A 16,686-nucleotide genomic window follows, 5' to 3' on the forward strand; every position below is an offset into this window, starting at 1 on the left:
AGACGTTTATCGCGTGAGACTGTTCTGTTTTCCGAAAGATCCTTAAAAATAACTACTGGACCCTGTACCTACAATGAATAATGCCAGACCTATTCGTCGCGCGCTGTTAAGCGTTTCAGATAAAACCGGAATCCTAGAGTTTGCACAAGCGTTGCATGCTCAAGGTGTTGAACTACTTTCTACTGGTGGCACCGCACGCCTTCTGGCTGATAATGGTGTGCCTGTCATTGAAGTGTCAGACTATACTGGCCACCCAGAGATCATGGATGGTCGCGTTAAAACCCTGCACCCTAAAGTGCATGGCGGCATTTTAGCGCGTCGTGGTATAGACGAAATCGTAATGGAACAAAACAATATCAAGCCTATCGACTTGGTAGCTGTTAACTTGTACCCATTCGCTGCAACTGTCGCTCAAGAAGGTTGCACCCTTGCAGACGCTATCGAAAACATCGATATCGGCGGCCCAACTATGGTGCGCTCTACTGCTAAAAACCACAAAGACACTACTATCATCGTTAACGCTAACGACTACGGCCGCGTAATTGCCGAGATGCAAGCGAACGAAGGTAGCACTACCCTTGAAACTCGTTTTGATTTAGCAATTGCCGCATTTGAGCACACAGCTGCTTACGATGGCATGATTGCTAACTACTTCGGTACTAAAGTGCCTGCACATAGCAAAGATGAGTGTCATGCAGATTCTAAGTTCCCACGTACTTACAATACCCAACTAGTTAAGAAGCAAGACCTGCGCTATGGCGAAAACAGCCATCAGACAGCTGCTTTCTACGTTGACACTAACCTTGATGAAGCCTCTGTTGCTACAGCTGTCCAGCTGCAAGGTAAGGCACTGTCATACAACAACATCGCCGATACTGACTCTGCACTTGAGTGCGTTAAAGAGTTCGACGAGCCAGCTTGTGTCATCGTGAAGCACGCTAACCCATGTGGCGTAGCGATTGGTGAAAACTTACTTGAAGCTTATAACCGTGCATTCCAAACTGACCCAACGTCAGCTTTTGGCGGCATCATCGCCTTTAACGGCGAATTAGATGCTGCAACGGCAAGCGCGATTGTTGAACGCCAGTTTGTTGAAGTGATCATTGCCCCTAAAGTTAGCCAAGCAGCCCGCGATATTGTTGCCGCTAAAGCTAACGTACGCTTACTTGAATGTGGTGAGTGGGCAGCTAAGACCACCAGCCTAGATTACAAGCGCGTAAACGGCGGCTTATTACTGCAAGATCGCGACCAAGGCATGGTTGGTCTTGAAGACGTAAAAGTTGTTTCTAAGCGTCAGCCAACAGCTGAAGAGATGAAAGACTTAATGTTCTGCTGGAAAGTAGCCAAGTTTGTTAAATCAAACGCGATTGTTTACGCCAAGAACAGCATGACTATCGGTGTAGGCGCAGGCCAGATGAGCCGCGTTTACAGTGCTAAAGTTGCTGGCATTAAAGCCGCAGACGAAGGTCTAGAAGTACAAGACTCTGTCATGGCATCAGATGCATTCTTCCCATTCCGTGATGGTATCGACGCTGCCGCAGCTGCTGGCATCAGTTGTATCATCCAGCCAGGCGGCTCTATCCGCGATGAAGAGATCATTGCAGCGGCAGACGAGCACGGCATGGCAATGGTATTTACCGGTATGCGTCACTTCCGTCATTAATTGGTTTGCGCGAATAAAGGGCTTTATTCGCGCATTAACAAAATTAATATTTAACGTTTAGAGCAAGCCATTTTTTCTAGGTCAAAGAAAGCACGCGCAGCGTATGCCAATACGTGAGCATACTTGATGCAGAGATAGGAAGAATGGCGCAGCTATAAAAGGTAAAGATATGAGAGTATTGATTATAGGTGGCGGCGGTCGCGAACATGCATTGGCGTGGAAAGCGGCGCAATCGGCGCAAGTTGAAACGGTTTTTGTGGCTCCAGGTAATGCTGGTACAGCACTAGAACCAAAGCTTGAAAACGTGGCGATTAATGTTGAAGAGATCTCAGCGTTAGTGGCATTTGCCGAAGAGCAAAAAGTGGCTATCACCATCGTAGGCCCAGAAGTGCCATTAGCGTTGGGCGTAGTTGATGCGTTTAATGAAGCAGGCCTGCCTATCTTTGGTCCAACCAAAGGCGCTGCGCAGTTAGAGTCTTCTAAAGCTTTCACTAAAGACTTTTTAGCTCGTCACGACATTCCTACTGCTGCTTACTCAAACTTTACTGAGATTGAGCCTGCTAAAGCTTATGTTAAGCAAGTGACTGGCTTAACGGGTTTCCCTATCGTCATTAAAGCCGACGGCTTAGCGGCGGGTAAAGGCGTGATTATCGCGGCAGATCAAAGCGAAGCTGATGCAGCGATTGAAGATATGCTGGCGGGCAACAAGTTTGGTGAAGCGGGCTCTCGCGTGGTTGTCGAAGAGTTCCTTACTGGCGAAGAAGCCAGCTTCATTGTCATGGTAGATGGTAAGAACATTCTTGCTATGGCCACTAGCCAAGATCATAAAGCGCGTGATAACGGCGATCATGGTCCAAACACTGGCGGTATGGGTGCCTACTCGCCAGCGCCAGTTGTAACCCAAGCAGTTCACGACTGGACTATTGAACATGTTATTCGTCCAACCGTTGATGGCATGGCTGCTGAAGGCAATGTTTACACAGGCTTCTTATACGCAGGCTTGATGATTTCACCAGATGGCAGCGCCAAAGTACTTGAGTACAACTGCCGCTTTGGTGACCCAGAGACTCAACCTATTATGATGCGTCTTCAGTCTGATCTGGTTGAGCTATGCCTAGCATCGACTCGTGGTGAACTAGACCAAGTGACAGCTGAGTTTGATGCACGCGCTGCTGTAGGCGTGGTTCTAGCTGCAGGCGGTTATCCAGAGGCGTATCGTAAACACGATGTGATTGACGGTCTGTCTCTTGGTGATAACAACGCGAAAGTGTTCCATGCAGGAACTAGCATGCAAGATGGCCATGTGGTGACTAACGGCGGCCGCGTATTATGCGCTACTGCACTTGGCAATACTGTTACCGAAGCACAGCAAGCAGCTTACGGTCTAGTTGATGCTATCCATTGGGATGACGTCTACTTTAGAACCGATATTGCTTACCGCGCAATCGCTCGTGAAAATGGCGAAGGCTAAATGACTCTTTATTAGCGAGTTAATCTAGAAGCCCTGTTAATTCAGGGCTTTTTTATGCCTACTATATTAACTTATAGGCTAATCCATAAAAAAATATTGGTATAACAAGGGTTATTACTTAGCCGTAATGACATCACTTACCGTGTAATATGTGTCCGTGAAACCCCCACAGGTTAAACAAAATTAGTTCTAGTTTAAAAAGCTTAGTTAACTCCGAGCTTTTTATGCCTGTCAATTGGCCTCAAGTCACATACTCATACATCAAGCAGCTGAGGTTGTGACTGCGATTTTTCATTTATAACCTCTGGTTTGTGCCTTCAGCTTGTAAACCAATATCAAGCAATCATGTTTTTTGTGATCTATGTAGCACAAAAGCGTGACTTGAAAGTGCATGCTGAATCCAGCAGCAATAGATCCACGCAAATTAAAAAGATAAATATTAAACAGAGTGGATCGATAAATTGCCAAGAATTAAACTTAACAAACTGGGGTTAGACAATGAAATATTCAGTAAGCGATCTTATCTACCAAGGCGAGACATCTGGTGTACATAACTGGGACACACTATCGGGCTCATCTTTTTACTGGCATCCTGATTGGCTACATATCGCCGAAGATATGACGGGCCATAGTGCGACTGCACATATTGAGCCATCGGCAGAAAAAGCCACTAAAGCTGAAGCCGCAGAAACTATCGTCAAACACCTAAATAAATAGTCGATAACTTATAGGTTAACGGCCAGAATCTATCGCCCTACGCGCTATCTTATCAATTAAGCCGGGGGCGATAATCTTAAACCAACGCCCAACTCGCCCTCGTAATGAAGTAACTAATAAGCGCTGCCGCTTAGCGATTACAGGTAACATCATCTGTGCACATTCCTCAGCAGTCATTATTTTACTTTCTTGCATGGGAGTTTCGCCTAAAGGCTTTCCTTGTGCATTCAGAGCCCGCTTGTGAGTTTGAGTCACCACAAAGTCTGGACAAATAACGGTTACCGCTACATTGTCATCACTAAGTTCAATCCGTAGTGAATCAAAAAAACCAATCACTGCATGTTTAGACGCTGCGTATCCAGAGCGAGTTGGTACACCTGTCATACCTGTTAATGAGGCTACTGCTACGATTTGGCCTTGGGTCTGCTTAAGGTAAGGAATAGCGGCGTGAGTAAGATAGGCTGGACCTAAATAGTTAACCTGCATGATTTGCGATAAAACACTTAAGTCTTCAAGCTCATCAAAGCGCGACCACATGGTCATACCGGCATTATTGATTAAGATATCAAGTCGCCCATAGTGCTCGACACACACTTCAACAAGCCCAGTACATTCAGTTTGATTAGCGATATCAGCAACATGCACGATTGCCTCACAACCAAGATCTGTAAGTTCAGAGCTTAGGCTCTGTAAACGCTGCATGTTACGTCCACTAATCACCAACCGGCACTTATGAGCCGCTAGCTTTAACGCTAATGCACGCCCGATCCCTTCTGACGCACCGGTAATGATAATGACTTTATCGTTAAAGAGTCCCATAGCATCTAACTCATCAAACTATTTGAATGTGTTAGTTAAACTCACATATAAATGCAACCATCGCAAATATTAAACCGTTACAGTATAGGCATAGCTGCAGGCAGCCATTAGTAAACCCTAACAATTACGCTGTGCGCTGAGTATTTCTAGGCTCTACTTTGTACGTGTCTAAAGCCTGTGGCCGCCCGATTGCATAACCTTGGGCATAGTTAACCCCTATGATTTCAAGCTTATCGATAATCTCTTGGTTTTCGACAAACTCAGCAACGGTTTCAATTCCCATAACACGGCAAACATCATTAACCGACTTAACGATAGCGTAATCTTTAGCATTATTAGCAATATTTTTTACAAAGCAGCCATCGATTTTCACATAGTCGACAGGCATCTCTTTTAAGTAACCATAAGACGCAAATCCACTGCCAAAATCATCCAGAGCAAAAGAAAAGCCACGCTTACGCAATGTTGTTAGCATCTTCATTGCTCGGCTATGATTTTGTATCGCACTAGTCTCTGTTATCTCAAAACAAATACAACAACTTGGAATAGCAAAGCGCTCTTGTTGACGCAGAATATAATTAACCATGCCCTCTGCACCTAAGCTATTACCTGACAAGTTAATCGACAAACAATGGTCTTCCCAAACTTGCTGATTAAGTGACAGCCACAAGAAAGCCTTTCTAATAACCTCTTTATCGACTTCAACAATTAGCTTGAAACGTTCTGCTGCAGCAATAAATTGTGCAGGAGATAAAAGACGCCCACTAGGATCTTGAATGCGTAATAGCAATTCCATTCGTTGACGATACCCGTGAGACGATAGCTTTGCGATTTTTTGGTAGTAAAGAATCAGTTCATTATTTTCAATCGCTTCAACTATTCGAACCGCCCATTTAGGCGCATTACGTTGATAACTTAAATCTTTATCGCGGCTATCATATAGATGAACTTGATTGTTACCTTTACGCTTAGCGGCATCACAGGCAATATCAGCATCTTTAAGTAGCTCAAATACTTCAATCTTTTGGTTTGCCTGACTAAGGGCGACACCAGCACTTAGCCCCACGCGATAGCAAATACCCTTATTTAAAATTGATTGAGCACTTACCTTTGAAATAACCGCTTTTACTAATCTCACCGTATCTAGAGCTGAAAGATCTTTTACGACTAAAGCAAACTCATCGCCACCTAAGCGGCCAAGTAAGCTTCCAGAGGGAATGCTAGCAGAGATTGCTTTAGCGACTTTAGCAAGCATCTTATCGCCAACGCTATGGCCACAAGCGTCGTTAATTAATTTAAACTGTTCTAAGTCAAAATATACAACCGCAATCGATTGGCTGGCACTAACATAATCGACTAACTGCGTTTCAAAGGCTGTTCGATTTAATACCCCAGTAATCCAATCGAAATGATTATGGCGTTCAACTTGTTGGTTTAAGGAGTTCTCCCGAGTGATATCTTTCAATACCAATAACGCGGCAATAACCTCGCCTTTAGCATTTAACAGGTTTGTTAGTGTCCCAGTCATCACGATTGAAGTATCAAGATTAAGCTTCAATGTCGTTGCTTTTGGGGTCACACAGCCAATTTGCATAAATTGACTGACTTTTGCCGTTAATGCTTTAGAGCTCCGCAGTAACTCATGTATTGGTTGGCCCTGAGCTTGCTGCAAATTTTGTTGTAGTAATCGCTCTGCGTAAGGATTTATATCACTCACATTGCCGTTGAGATCTATCATAATCACAGCTTCAGCAATTGACTCTAAAATCATTTTGGATTGACGATGCTGGTTGTAATTACTCGCAAGTAATTGATTAATATTGTCAGTAAGTAGCTTTACTCCCATGTCTTGAGAATTCAAAGATCCACTAGAACCTGCCTGTGATACTAAAGCTAAGTTTTTAACATCAAGCTTATTACAGCTCCGCTCTTCAACTTGAGACTCCATAGCTGAAAGCTGAGAAAAAAAGCCCTGCAACGGCTTTGCTACTGCCAGTCGAATCCACATATAGGCTAATGATAATAAACCCATCATCACCGCAAACAGTGCTAAAACCACTAAGGAAAAGTGCCAGCCAATTCGAGAAAACAGTTGATCTGAAAAGGTCACAGATAAATAGATCGGCGCCTGAGAAAATAGCGTTGGAACATCAAGTTGTGCGTTGATTACGTTATCAGACAGAACAATACCAGCCTTTGCTTTACCTGTAATAACCTTAACTTGAGTTGCGAACTCAAGACTTCCTATATGAGCCAAATAGTCATCAGTTATTGGAGTAACTAGCACCAAAGTCTCTGGCTGTGTATCGATCGTCTTTAGATTAATGTTGATAAAATAAGCTTGTTGCTGCTTAGCATCAAAATACACGCTCGCTCGGGCACTAGACAGCAAAGGCTCCGGTAAATTTAGACCAATTTGTGCCAGCTTATCTATTGGCAAGATAGTGCCTTCAAGACTAGGTTGCACCTGCGCACTGCCAAATATGGCAATCGATGGCATCAATGCCACTAATCCGCCTTTAACTGGCGCAGTAGCCTCAAACTGTCCCTGTAAGCCCGCAAGATCTTGGTCCAGTTGAGACTCAATGCTAGCAAGCTCTCTTTCTATCACATAGTGACGAATGTCTTCGACTTCGTCATGTAGCCAATCGTTCCCCACCAAACAAGCAGCAATAACTAAGGGAGTAAACAACCCAAAGATCATTAATAAAACTTTTTTATCCAAATGCATATCGGGACAACTTCTCTAATTCAAAACCAGCCAAACTGTGGCTAAGACTTGGTTTGCGCTAGCAAAGTACCCGATTTACGTCACAGATAATACCTACTTAGAGCGCAGTCGTTGATAAATGCGTCAAACAAGAACAACTCTTTTACGAATTGCAGTATCACAGCTGTTAATCCTCTGAAAATTGACCGTTATTTACGAAAACACCAATTGTTATACTTTTGTGATAATTGGGCGATACTCAGGTGATAACCCTTTGCCAAACTAAGTCCATACATTGCAAAGGAGAGTTATCATGAAGCTTAACCAGATCACTAAAATGCTTATTCTAGGTAGCGTAGTCAGTCTTCCAGTCACAGCGGCTGAGTTAGAGATTAGCGTCACCAATTTAACCCATGGAAATCATTTCACCCCGCTACTTATTGCTGCCCACGACATGGACAGCCACCTTTTCCAAGCCGGAGAGATGGCCACACCAGCACTACAAAAAATGGCTGAAGGTGGCGATATTGGTGATTTAGATACTGCAGTCACAGGAGCAGGCGGTGTCACAGTAGCTAATCCAGCTGGTGGGCTGTTAGCACCAAGCAGCAAGGTCGATAGCATTATGCTCGACACCGGTGATATGACCCATTTATCGATTACCGCCATGGTACTGCCCACCAACGACGCATTTGTTGGCTTAGATGCTTGGAAAATTCCAGCAGAAGCCGGTAGCTATACTTTTACGCTTAATGCTTATGACGCAGGTACAGAAGCCAATGATGAAATCGTTAATGGTGGTGGGATGTCCGGGGTTCCAGGGATCCCCGCAGCCCCTGGTGGAGATGGTGGTATGAACGCTACAGGCGTGATGGATATGAGCAGTAATGACAAAGTGCATATTCATCCAGGCGTACTCGGCGATACAGATTTACAAGGCGGCATGAGCGATCTTGATAGCCGCGTACACCGTTGGTTAAACCCAGTAGCTCGAGTTACTGTCGTGGTGAAATAGGAGGATAACCGATGAATAATCCGAACAAGTACCTTAGATATAGCGCACTTGCGTTCATTACGTCGGGGGCATTAATTCTCGGCGGTTGCTCTGACAACAATAATGACAGTCCGGCTCCAATAGCGCCTAGCATGCAAAGCTATACCGTTGCAGTGACTAACTTAACCGCCAATCAACCTATGTCACCAATCGCAGTGGTCAATCATCAAGTTGACACTGTACTTTGGACAAGTGGTGAAAGTGCTAGCCTTGCATTAGAAACCTTAGCGGAATCAGGCGATGCTAGTGGCTTAAGCGATGAAGTCGCAGTTACAGAGCTCACCAATGGTGCTGGAATATTACTACCGGGTGCTACTGAAAGCATCGCAATTAGCCTCAACAGCGAAGAAATCGCCGACCTCTCAGTGGTAACTATGCTGGTTAATACCAACGACGCTTTTGCTGGTTTTACCGGTTACGACTTAACGAACTTAACCGTAGATGAATCAATGACCTTTAGAGTGATTGCGTACGATGCGGGCACCGAAGCCAATAGCGAGGCTAAAGGCACAATACCAGGACCTGCTGACAGCGGCGAAGGTTTTAATGCGGCACGTGATGATTCAAATTTGGTACATGCTCACTCTGGCGTCATTAGTCATGATGACGGTCTAGCTGATTCAGTGCTTACTGCCTCACACCGTTTTGACAACCCCGTACTGTTAATCACAGTAAGTCGTACAGAGTAAACGACTTATAAATTGACTAAAAATAGTGCGAAATAAAAGTTTCCATCGGCGGGTCTAGTAGTCAGGAACCGCCTTTGGGAGCGAAACATGAATGGATCAAACCTCAATAATGAGTATCAAACATTAAAGCAAATACTGCTAGTTGAAGATGAACAAGATCTAGCAAAGCTGGTTATGCTCAATCTTAAAAGCATGAATCATCATGTGATCCATTGCACTACCTTACTGCAAGCCCAGCGCCATATAGCGCAGCAGCCTATTGATCTTGTTTTAATGGATAGAATGCTACCCGATGGCGATGCTATTACTTTATGTCAGCAACTTCGTGAAGCAGGGAATGAACTCCCTTGTATGATGCTAACCGCAAAAGATTCCGAAGCAGATATCGTTCTAGGATTAGAGTCAGGTGCCGACGATTACCTTGTCAAACCCTTTAGCGTTTTAGAGTTAAGAGCACGGGTTAAAGCCCTATTAAGGCGCACTAAACAAACCGAGCAACAGCAGAACTCTGTTGAGTTTGAAGGTATAACGATTAATTGCAGTACCCGTGAAGTGATCGCCTTTAATGAGGTACTCGAACTTACCGCCCGTGAGTTTGACCTATTGCTGTACCTTGCACAGCATCCCAAGCAAGTATTTAGCAGAATGCAATTGCTAGAGGCTGTATGGGGTTATACATATTCAGGTTATGAACATACGGTAAATAGCCATGTAAATCGCCTGCGTTCTAAACTTTCACATAACTCTCAGACCTCAAAACTGGTAAAAACCGTTTGGGGTGTGGGATACAAATTTACCCCACCAGCAGTGCAAGCAGCTTCATAACTTCCGCCCAATGCGACCACTCAATCTAGAGGACAAGTAATGAAAAGCTTATGTTAGCCGAATATTACTCGCGGCCACCTTAGTCATACTCATATTATTTATCGTGTTGTGGCAGTGGCAGCAATTTAGTCAGGAGTTTAGTCGTAACCAAATTCAACAGTCATTGCACCGTGACTTGGCAGAACATATGGCGCATATCAATCCATTGCTGTCTAAAGGCGTTACTTCTGATGCGGCATTAAAAGAAGCTTTTCATGACTTTATGTTGCTAGGTCCTAGCTTTGAGATCTACACCTTAGATAATCAAGGGCAAGTCATTGCTTATGACGCAAATGAAGAGAAAATTAAACAGCAGCAAGTTGATACCAGTTTAATCACCACTTTTATCAACGGAGCTAAACTCCCTTTACTAGGTACTGATCCGCGTTCAACTAATAAAGATAAAATCTTTTCTGCTGCTAAGCTGATCAACTCACAAGGTGAACAAACTGGCTATCTCTATGTGATTATTGGCGGTGAGGACTTTGATAGTTGGCAATCAATTGTTGGCGAACATCAATCGACTCAGTTTTGGACGGCAGCGATTGTCATTAGCAGTGCTTTTGCAATCTTACTGTTTGTGTTGCTACTAAAGATATTCACTCAGCCCCTCAGCCGGTTAGAGCATGATTTACGACTTTTGGCTAGCCACAAACTCAATGATGGACTCACTCTTCCAGGGCAATATTCTGGTAGCAGTGAAATCAATCAACTCAGCCACCACATCAACACTTTACTTGCCGCTTTAAGCGGGCAACATCAAGCAATTAGCCGTCAACAAGAAGAGCGGCATGCCTTTATGCTGCACCTATCTCATGATCTAAAAACACCACTGACCTCACTACAAGGTTACATTGATACTTGGTTATTGCTGCCAGAGCATGAACGCAGTAATGACTTAATCGAAGTAGCCGCTCGTTCTGGTCAACACTTACAGCAATTACTCGGACAACTGCTTGAACTTGCCGCCCTTGAAAATGGCCAAATTACGGCAAAATTTCAGGCTTGCTCATTGAGCCAGCAGTTACTTGAGTTGAAACAAACCTTTGCTCCAAGAGCAAAGTCAAAAGCCATTGCACTGAATTTTAGCGATTCACACTTGCTCACCATTAACACTGATCCACAGTTGCTACAAAGGGTATTGAATAACCTCATCGATAACGCAATTCGCTATACCCCAGAACAAGGAAAGATAACCATTGAAACCCTCATCAGCGAAGATAATAAGTTATGGTTACAAGTCAGTGATAACGGCTCTGGAATGCACAAACATGAGCTTCAAGCTTTAAAGCAGTTGAATCATAAAGCTATGGTAATATCGAGCAAACAAACAGCCCTGCCACAACTCGGAATTGGCTTAGCTATCGTCAGGCAGTTATTAAACTTACTCGGTTGTGCCATTGAAATAGACAGCATGCCAGGTAAAGGCAGCCAATTTAGACTGGAGTTAAAACAGCTAAACGCGGCGGAAAAAGATGAGCAAAATGATTCTCAAGTGCAGGTACTACAAACAGCGGAAACAATAAAGGCTCAGTAAACTGAGCCTTTATTCACACCAAACAATAGTAGTCAATTAGCAGAAATGCTAATGCTTACTTGTGGTATTTAGCCGATAACTCATGCACTGAGTTAATGAACGAACCAGCGCGCTCAGGATCAACGTGCTGGTGAATACCATGGCCCAAGTTAAATACGTGGCCTGTGCCTTCACCGTAAGAAGAAAGGATTTGATCCACTTCTTGGTGAATACGCTCTGGCGTACCGTAAAGTACTGATGGGTCCATGTTGCCTTGTAGAGCAACTTTATGACCAACGCGGCGACGTGCATCACCGATATCTACAGTCCAATCTAGACCTAGTGCGTCACAGCCAGTCTCAGCCATAGACTCAAGCCATAGTCCGCCACCTTTAGTGAATAGAGTAACTGGTACTTGGCGACCGTCTGCATGGCGAGTTAAGCCATCAACGATTTTTTGCATGTAACGTAGTGAGAATTCACGGTATGCGTGGTGAGAAAGCGCGCCACCCCATGAATCGAAAATCATTAGAGACTGTGCACCGTTTGCAACTTGAGCGTTCAAGTACAAAGTAACAGAATCAGCTAGCTTATCTAGCAGCATGTGTAGAGTAGCTGGCTCTTCGTAAGCCATCTTCTTAATCTTTTCAAATGCCTTGCTAGAACCGCCTTCAACCATGTAAGTCGCTAGCGTCCAAGGAGAACCTGAGAAACCGATTAACGGTACTTCGCCTTTAAGTTCACGACGAATAGTGCTTACAGCACGCATTACATAGCCAAGCTCATCTTCTGGATCTGGGATGCAAAGCTTTTTAATTGAATCGATAGTGTCTGTAGGACGTTCGAAACGTGGACCTTCGCCAGCTTCAAAATACAGGCCTAAACCCATTGCATCTGGAACAGTAAGAATGTCTGAGAACAAGATTGCCGCATCTAAGTCGTAACGACGTAGTGGCTGTAGGGTCACTTCACAAGCTAAATCTTGGTTCTTACAAAGAGACATGAAGTCGCCAGCTTCGGCGCGGGTGGCTTTATATTCTGGAAGATAACGACCAGCTTGACGCATCATCCAGACAGGAGTTCTGTCGACAGGCTGTTTTAATAACGCACGTAAATAACGATCATTCTTTAATTCTGCCATTTGGCTTGATTCCTAAACTTATAGTGATATCCGCTTGGGTCAGTAGTTTAGCATTTACGTTAATAAAGTAACCTGTAACGGTAAAATAATGTGACAAGTAACGCGACAAATTCTACCAACTCAGAGATAGTTAACATTATCCTTAGATTTTTAGGGGCTACTTTTAGACTACGAATCCCAGATCACAGCGTGCTAGTAAAACGTGAAACAGGTTCACAACCTTGCTTAACCTAGCCTGTATAGCTCGCAATGTGACAGAAAAAAGTTGCACCTCTGAGTTAGCTTTGGTATAAAAAGTCTGCGCTAGCAAGAACAATCAAGAAGCTCGTCGCATCGAGCCCGCAAAAACTTTACTCGCCCAGCGATAGATTTCTATCGCTGGGCATTTTATTTTTTAGCACTTTCTTTACAAATCTTGCGCTGGTATGTCCATTTATAATTTCCTCATAAATCGTCCAAAAATGGTTGATCAAAAGCACTTCTTTCCCCTACATTAGAGATACAGAGATGGATTTTTATCGGGGAAGATCATGCTAAGAAAGCTAGAGAAGGCCGAACAAAAGTGGGGCGGTTCAAATACGCTTATAGATCAATGGTTAAATAATCGTCGCAATCTACTCATCAACTACTGCCAGATTGCTGGGATCCCACCGTATGAAGTGACTGACAAGTCATTACCTGCATTTGCTTCAGTCAAACAGTTCTGTGATCAACTCATGGACTATGTATCTGAAGGCCATTTTGAGATCTACAATCAAGTCGTCACTGCTTGCGAAAAAAATGGCAGTTCCAGCCAAGAGCTCGCACAACAGCTAGTCCCGCAAATAAGCGAGACTACTGACACGGCCTTAGACTTCAACGATAAGTACACTGAAGCCGATGACGAAAAAGTGTTATTTCATTTAGATAAAGACTTATCTTCTTTAGGCCATGCAATGGAAACTCGTTTTGCACTTGAAGATAAACTGTTAGAAGTGCTGCATAGCAAACACTCCTAGCTAACTATTGACTGCGCCGACTCACTGCCGGCCAGTTATCGATTAGACGAGTTTACTCGTCTAGCATTATCGTGCTTATCATTCTCTTAGCTGTAACTTTTTCCAATCATTATTCCCACAGTGATAAAAACCTCAGCTCTACCTAGCTGCGCTTATTCAATAGACACACCATTAAGCTCACAACGATGCAGAACGTTACCAATGAGTTATCAAGCCATAACTAACGATACAATGTAGTTTGGCTTGCAAACTGTATTTTAAATACTGTCGCTGAAAACAAAAAAGCCTGCTAGTTAGCAGGCTTTTTTAGGCAAGAAGTTTAAATCAAATGATTAAACCGCTGATTGAAAAATCACTTCATCAGCTTTTGCTGTGTACGATGCTATCTGATCGAAGTTCAGGTAACGATAAGTGTCAGCTGCCGTCGCATCTAACTCTTTAGCGTATGTCTGATACTCATCTGGCGATGGTAAACGACCAAGTAGCGCTGCAACAGCTGCTAGTTCTGCAGAAGCTAGGTAAACGTTAGCGCCTGTACCTAAACGGTTCGGGAAGTTACGCGTAGACGTTGATACTACCGTTGCACCTTCTGCCACACGTGCTTGGTTACCCATACACAGTGAACAACCCGGGATCTCAATTCGAGCACCAACACGACCGAAGATAGCGTAGTAACCTTCTTCAGTTAGCTGATCGCGGTCCATCTTAGTTGGCGGCGCAATCCATAAACGTGTTGGCAGTGTTGATGCAAACTTATCTAGCATCTTACCTGTAGCACGGAAATGACCGATGTTAGTCATACAAGAACCAACGAATACTTCGTCAATCTTTGTATCAACAACTGAAGACAATAGAATCGCATCATCTGGATCATTTGGTGCACAAAGAATTGGCTCTTTGATTTCGTTCAAATCGATTTCGATAATCTCTGCGTATTCTGCGTCGCTATCAGCCTGCATTAGCTCTGGGTTCGCTAGCCACTCTTGCATCGACGTAATACGACGCTCAATAGTACGACGATCGCCGTAACCTTCAGCGATCATCCACTTAAGCATAACGATATTTGAGTTTAAGTATTCGATGATTGGCTCTTTATCAAGCTTGATCGTACAACCTGCTGCACTACGCTCTGCAGATGCATCAGAAAGCTCGAATGCTTGCTCAACTTTAAGCTGCTCAAGACCTTCAATTTCAAGTACGCGACCAGAGAAAGCGTTGATTTTGCCTTTCTTCTCAACCGTCAACAGACCCATTTCAATCGCTTTGTGTGGGATTGCATGCACAAGGTCACGTAGTGTGATACCAGGCTGCATTTCACCTTTAAAGCGCACCAAAATAGACTCTGGCATATCAAGTGGCATAACGCCCGTCGCTGCAGCGAATGCTACAAGACCAGAACCTGCTGGGAATGAAATACCAATTGGGAAACGCGTATGTGAGTCACCACCAGTACCAACAGTATCAGGCAGTAGCATACGGTTTAACCAAGAGTGAATCACACCGTCACCTGGACGCAATGCAACACCGCCACGGTTCATGATGAAATCAGGAAGCGTGTGGTGAGTATTTACGTCAACTGGCTTTGGATAAGCCGCAGTATGACAGAAAGACTGCATGGTTAAGTCTGCGCTGAAACCAAGACAGGCTAAATCTTTTAGCTCATCACGAGTCATAGGACCGGTAGTATCTTGCGAACCAACAGACGTCATCTTAGGCTCACAGTATTGGCCAGGACGAATACCCGTTACGCCACACGCTTTACCAACCATCTTCTGTGCAAGGGTAAAGCCCTTACCAGTGTCAGCCACATCTTGCGGGCGTACAAATTCAGCAGATGCTTCAAGATTTAGCGTTTCACGAGCACGGTCTGTTAGACCACGGCCGATAATTAACGGGATACGACCACCAGCGCGGACTTCATCCATTAACACGTCAGTTTTAAGTGAGAACTCAGAAATGACTTCTTCAGTGCCGTGACGCTTAACAATACCTTGGTACGGATAGATGTCGATAACATCGCCCATCTCCATCTTGCTAACGTCTAGCTCGATTGGCAATGCGCCAGCATCTTCCATGGTATTAAAGAAAATTGGTGCAATCTTGCCACCTAAACAGAAACCACCAGCACGCTTGTTAGGTACATTAGGAATATCATCCCCCATGAACCAAAGTACTGAGTTAGTCGCAGATTTACGAGAAGACCCCGTACCAACTACGTCACCCACGTAAACTAATGGGAAACCTTTCTCTTTTAGTGACTCAATCTCTTTGATTGGGCCTACTACGCCAGCTTCATCAGGTACGATGCCGTCACGGGCATTCTTTAGCATCGCTAGTGCGTGCAATGGAATATCTGGGCGCGACCACGCATCTGGTGCTGGAGACAAATCATCGGTATTAGTCTCACCAGACACTTTAAAAACTGTTAGTGAGATCTTTTCAGCAAGCTTTGGACGCGACAAGAACCATTTTGCATCGGCCCAAGCGTGAACAACTTGCTTAGCGTAATCATTGCCTGCTTGCATTTTTTCCACTACATCGTGGAAAGAATCAAACATTAATAGTGTGTGTGATAGTGCTTCAACGGCTAATGGCGCTTGCGCTTCATTATCAAGTTGCGCAATCAGTGGCTCGATGTTGTAACCACCTTGCATAGTACCAAGCAGCTCAACAGCGCGCTCAGATGACAGAATTGAAGATGATACTTCGCCTTTTGCGACAGCATCTAAAAAGCCCGCTTTAACATAAGCGGCTTCATCAACACCTGGTGGGATACGATTTTCAAGCAGATCAAGAATAACAGCCTCTTCACCTGCAGGTGGATTCTTTACCAGTTCAACTAGCTGTGCCACTTGTTGGGCATCTAATGGCTTAGGGACTACGCCCTCTGAAGCACGTTCTGCGACGTGTTTACGATATGCTTCTAGCACGGCAACCTTCCTCTTTATTTGGCGTTCTTACAGCGAAACTGCTCGTCTTCAAATTGAAACTGACAGCTCGGCAGGCTCGACCCTTATTTCGAGCGCTATTATACTACAGCTTTG

12 protein-coding genes are annotated in these 16,686 nt (G+C 44.3%); 8 read left to right on the plus strand and 4 right to left on the minus strand.

From position 1 onward, the window contains the following. Positions 1 to 73 precede the first annotated feature (73 nt). The 3 genes from purH to AB4298_RS04560 all read left to right on the plus strand — a co-directional run bounded on the left by purH (position 74) and on the right by AB4298_RS04560 (position 3,851). The gene (gene purH / locus AB4298_RS04550; RefSeq protein ID WP_220782031.1) at positions 74 to 1,663 is read left to right on the plus strand and encodes a bifunctional phosphoribosylaminoimidazolecarboxamide formyltransferase/IMP cyclohydrolase; all 1,590 of its coding nucleotides are present in this window, start codon (positions 74 to 76) and stop codon (positions 1,661 to 1,663) included. A 169-nt stretch (positions 1,664 to 1,832) separates the two neighbouring features. Continuing rightward, positions 1,833 to 3,134, plus strand: a complete 1,302-nt coding sequence (gene purD / locus AB4298_RS04555) for a phosphoribosylamine--glycine ligase (protein ID WP_371985863.1) — start codon at positions 1,833 to 1,835, stop codon at positions 3,132 to 3,134. 498 nt (positions 3,135 to 3,632) lie between these two features. Continuing rightward, on the plus strand, positions 3,633 to 3,851 hold the full coding sequence (locus AB4298_RS04560) for a hypothetical protein (protein ID WP_248999448.1): 219 nt from the start codon (positions 3,633 to 3,635) through the stop codon (positions 3,849 to 3,851). 15 nt (positions 3,852 to 3,866) lie between these two features. Here the strand turns inward: AB4298_RS04560 and AB4298_RS04565 are convergent, their stop codons facing one another. Together AB4298_RS04565 and AB4298_RS04570 are read right to left on the minus strand one after the other, a co-directional pair. Continuing rightward, positions 3,867 to 4,670: an SDR family oxidoreductase gene (locus AB4298_RS04565; protein WP_248999447.1), complete on the minus strand. Its 804-nt coding sequence runs from the start codon at positions 4,668 to 4,670 to the stop codon at positions 3,867 to 3,869. A gap of 124 nt (positions 4,671 to 4,794) precedes the next feature. Then, positions 4,795 to 7,374, minus strand: coding sequence for a putative bifunctional diguanylate cyclase/phosphodiesterase (locus AB4298_RS04570; protein WP_371985864.1), 2,580 nt, complete (start codon positions 7,372 to 7,374; stop codon positions 4,795 to 4,797). A gap of 319 nt (positions 7,375 to 7,693) precedes the next feature. On the opposite strand from AB4298_RS04570, the gene AB4298_RS04575 reads away from it, so the two are divergent. The 4 genes from AB4298_RS04575 to AB4298_RS04590 all read left to right on the plus strand — a co-directional run bounded on the left by AB4298_RS04575 (position 7,694) and on the right by AB4298_RS04590 (position 11,524). Continuing rightward, a complete protein-coding gene (locus AB4298_RS04575) occupies positions 7,694 to 8,395 on the plus strand; it encodes a spondin domain-containing protein (protein WP_371985865.1) in 702 nt (233 codons plus the stop codon). Between the two features lie 11 nt (positions 8,396 to 8,406). Next, positions 8,407 to 9,123 (plus strand): spondin domain-containing protein, encoded by a 717-nt coding sequence (locus tag AB4298_RS04580; protein ID WP_248999444.1) that lies wholly within the window; start codon positions 8,407 to 8,409, stop codon positions 9,121 to 9,123. Between the two features lie 87 nt (positions 9,124 to 9,210). Continuing rightward, on the plus strand, positions 9,211 to 9,948 hold the full coding sequence (locus AB4298_RS04585; RefSeq protein WP_371985866.1) for a response regulator transcription factor: 738 nt from the start codon (positions 9,211 to 9,213) through the stop codon (positions 9,946 to 9,948). 103 nt (positions 9,949 to 10,051) lie between these two features. Continuing rightward, positions 10,052 to 11,524, plus strand: a complete 1,473-nt coding sequence (locus AB4298_RS04590; protein ID WP_371985867.1) for a sensor histidine kinase — start codon at positions 10,052 to 10,054, stop codon at positions 11,522 to 11,524. A gap of 55 nt (positions 11,525 to 11,579) precedes the next feature. Here the strand turns inward: AB4298_RS04590 and hemE are convergent, their stop codons facing one another. Further along, positions 11,580 to 12,644 (minus strand): uroporphyrinogen decarboxylase, encoded by a 1,065-nt coding sequence (hemE, locus tag AB4298_RS04595; RefSeq protein WP_220782023.1) that lies wholly within the window; start codon positions 12,642 to 12,644, stop codon positions 11,580 to 11,582. A gap of 530 nt (positions 12,645 to 13,174) precedes the next feature. Here hemE and rsd point away from each other — a divergent pair. Next, entirely contained in the window at positions 13,175 to 13,642 is a 468-nt protein-coding gene (gene rsd, locus AB4298_RS04600; RefSeq protein ID WP_248999441.1) for a sigma D regulator, read from the plus strand. A gap of 332 nt (positions 13,643 to 13,974) precedes the next feature. Here rsd and acnB read toward each other — a convergent pair whose 3' ends face one another. Further along, positions 13,975 to 16,572 (minus strand): bifunctional aconitate hydratase 2/2-methylisocitrate dehydratase, encoded by a 2,598-nt coding sequence (gene acnB / locus AB4298_RS04605; RefSeq protein ID WP_248999440.1) that lies wholly within the window; start codon positions 16,570 to 16,572, stop codon positions 13,975 to 13,977. Between the last annotated feature and the right edge of the window lie 114 nt (positions 16,573 to 16,686).

Source organism: Shewanella sp. 10N.261.52.F9 (assembly GCF_041471165.1).
Classification (GTDB): domain Bacteria; phylum Pseudomonadota; class Gammaproteobacteria; order Enterobacterales; family Shewanellaceae; genus Shewanella; species Shewanella marinintestina.

Bases quoted from the DNA above. Each gene is read 5' to 3' on its own strand.
- purH (WP_220782031.1), top strand. From the start codon at position 74: ATGAATAATGCCAGACCTATTCGTCGCGCGCTGTTAAGCGTTTCAGAT.
- purD (WP_371985863.1), top strand. From the start codon at position 1,833: ATGAGAGTATTGATTATAGGTGGCGGCGGTCGCGAACATGCATTGGCG.
- AB4298_RS04560 (WP_248999448.1), top strand. From the start codon at position 3,633: ATGAAATATTCAGTAAGCGATCTTATCTACCAAGGCGAGACATCTGGT.
- AB4298_RS04565 (WP_248999447.1), bottom strand. From the start codon at position 4,670: ATGGGACTCTTTAACGATAAAGTCATTATCATTACCGGTGCGTCAGAA.
- AB4298_RS04570 (WP_371985864.1), bottom strand. From the start codon at position 7,374: ATGATCTTTGGGTTGTTTACTCCCTTAGTTATTGCTGCTTGTTTGGTG.
- AB4298_RS04575 (WP_371985865.1), top strand. From the start codon at position 7,694: ATGAAGCTTAACCAGATCACTAAAATGCTTATTCTAGGTAGCGTAGTC.
- AB4298_RS04580 (WP_248999444.1), top strand. From the start codon at position 8,407: ATGAATAATCCGAACAAGTACCTTAGATATAGCGCACTTGCGTTCATT.
- AB4298_RS04585 (WP_371985866.1), top strand. From the start codon at position 9,211: ATGAATGGATCAAACCTCAATAATGAGTATCAAACATTAAAGCAAATA.
- hemE (WP_220782023.1), bottom strand. From the start codon at position 12,644: ATGGCAGAATTAAAGAATGATCGTTATTTACGTGCGTTATTAAAACAG.
- rsd (WP_248999441.1), top strand. From the start codon at position 13,175: ATGCTAAGAAAGCTAGAGAAGGCCGAACAAAAGTGGGGCGGTTCAAAT.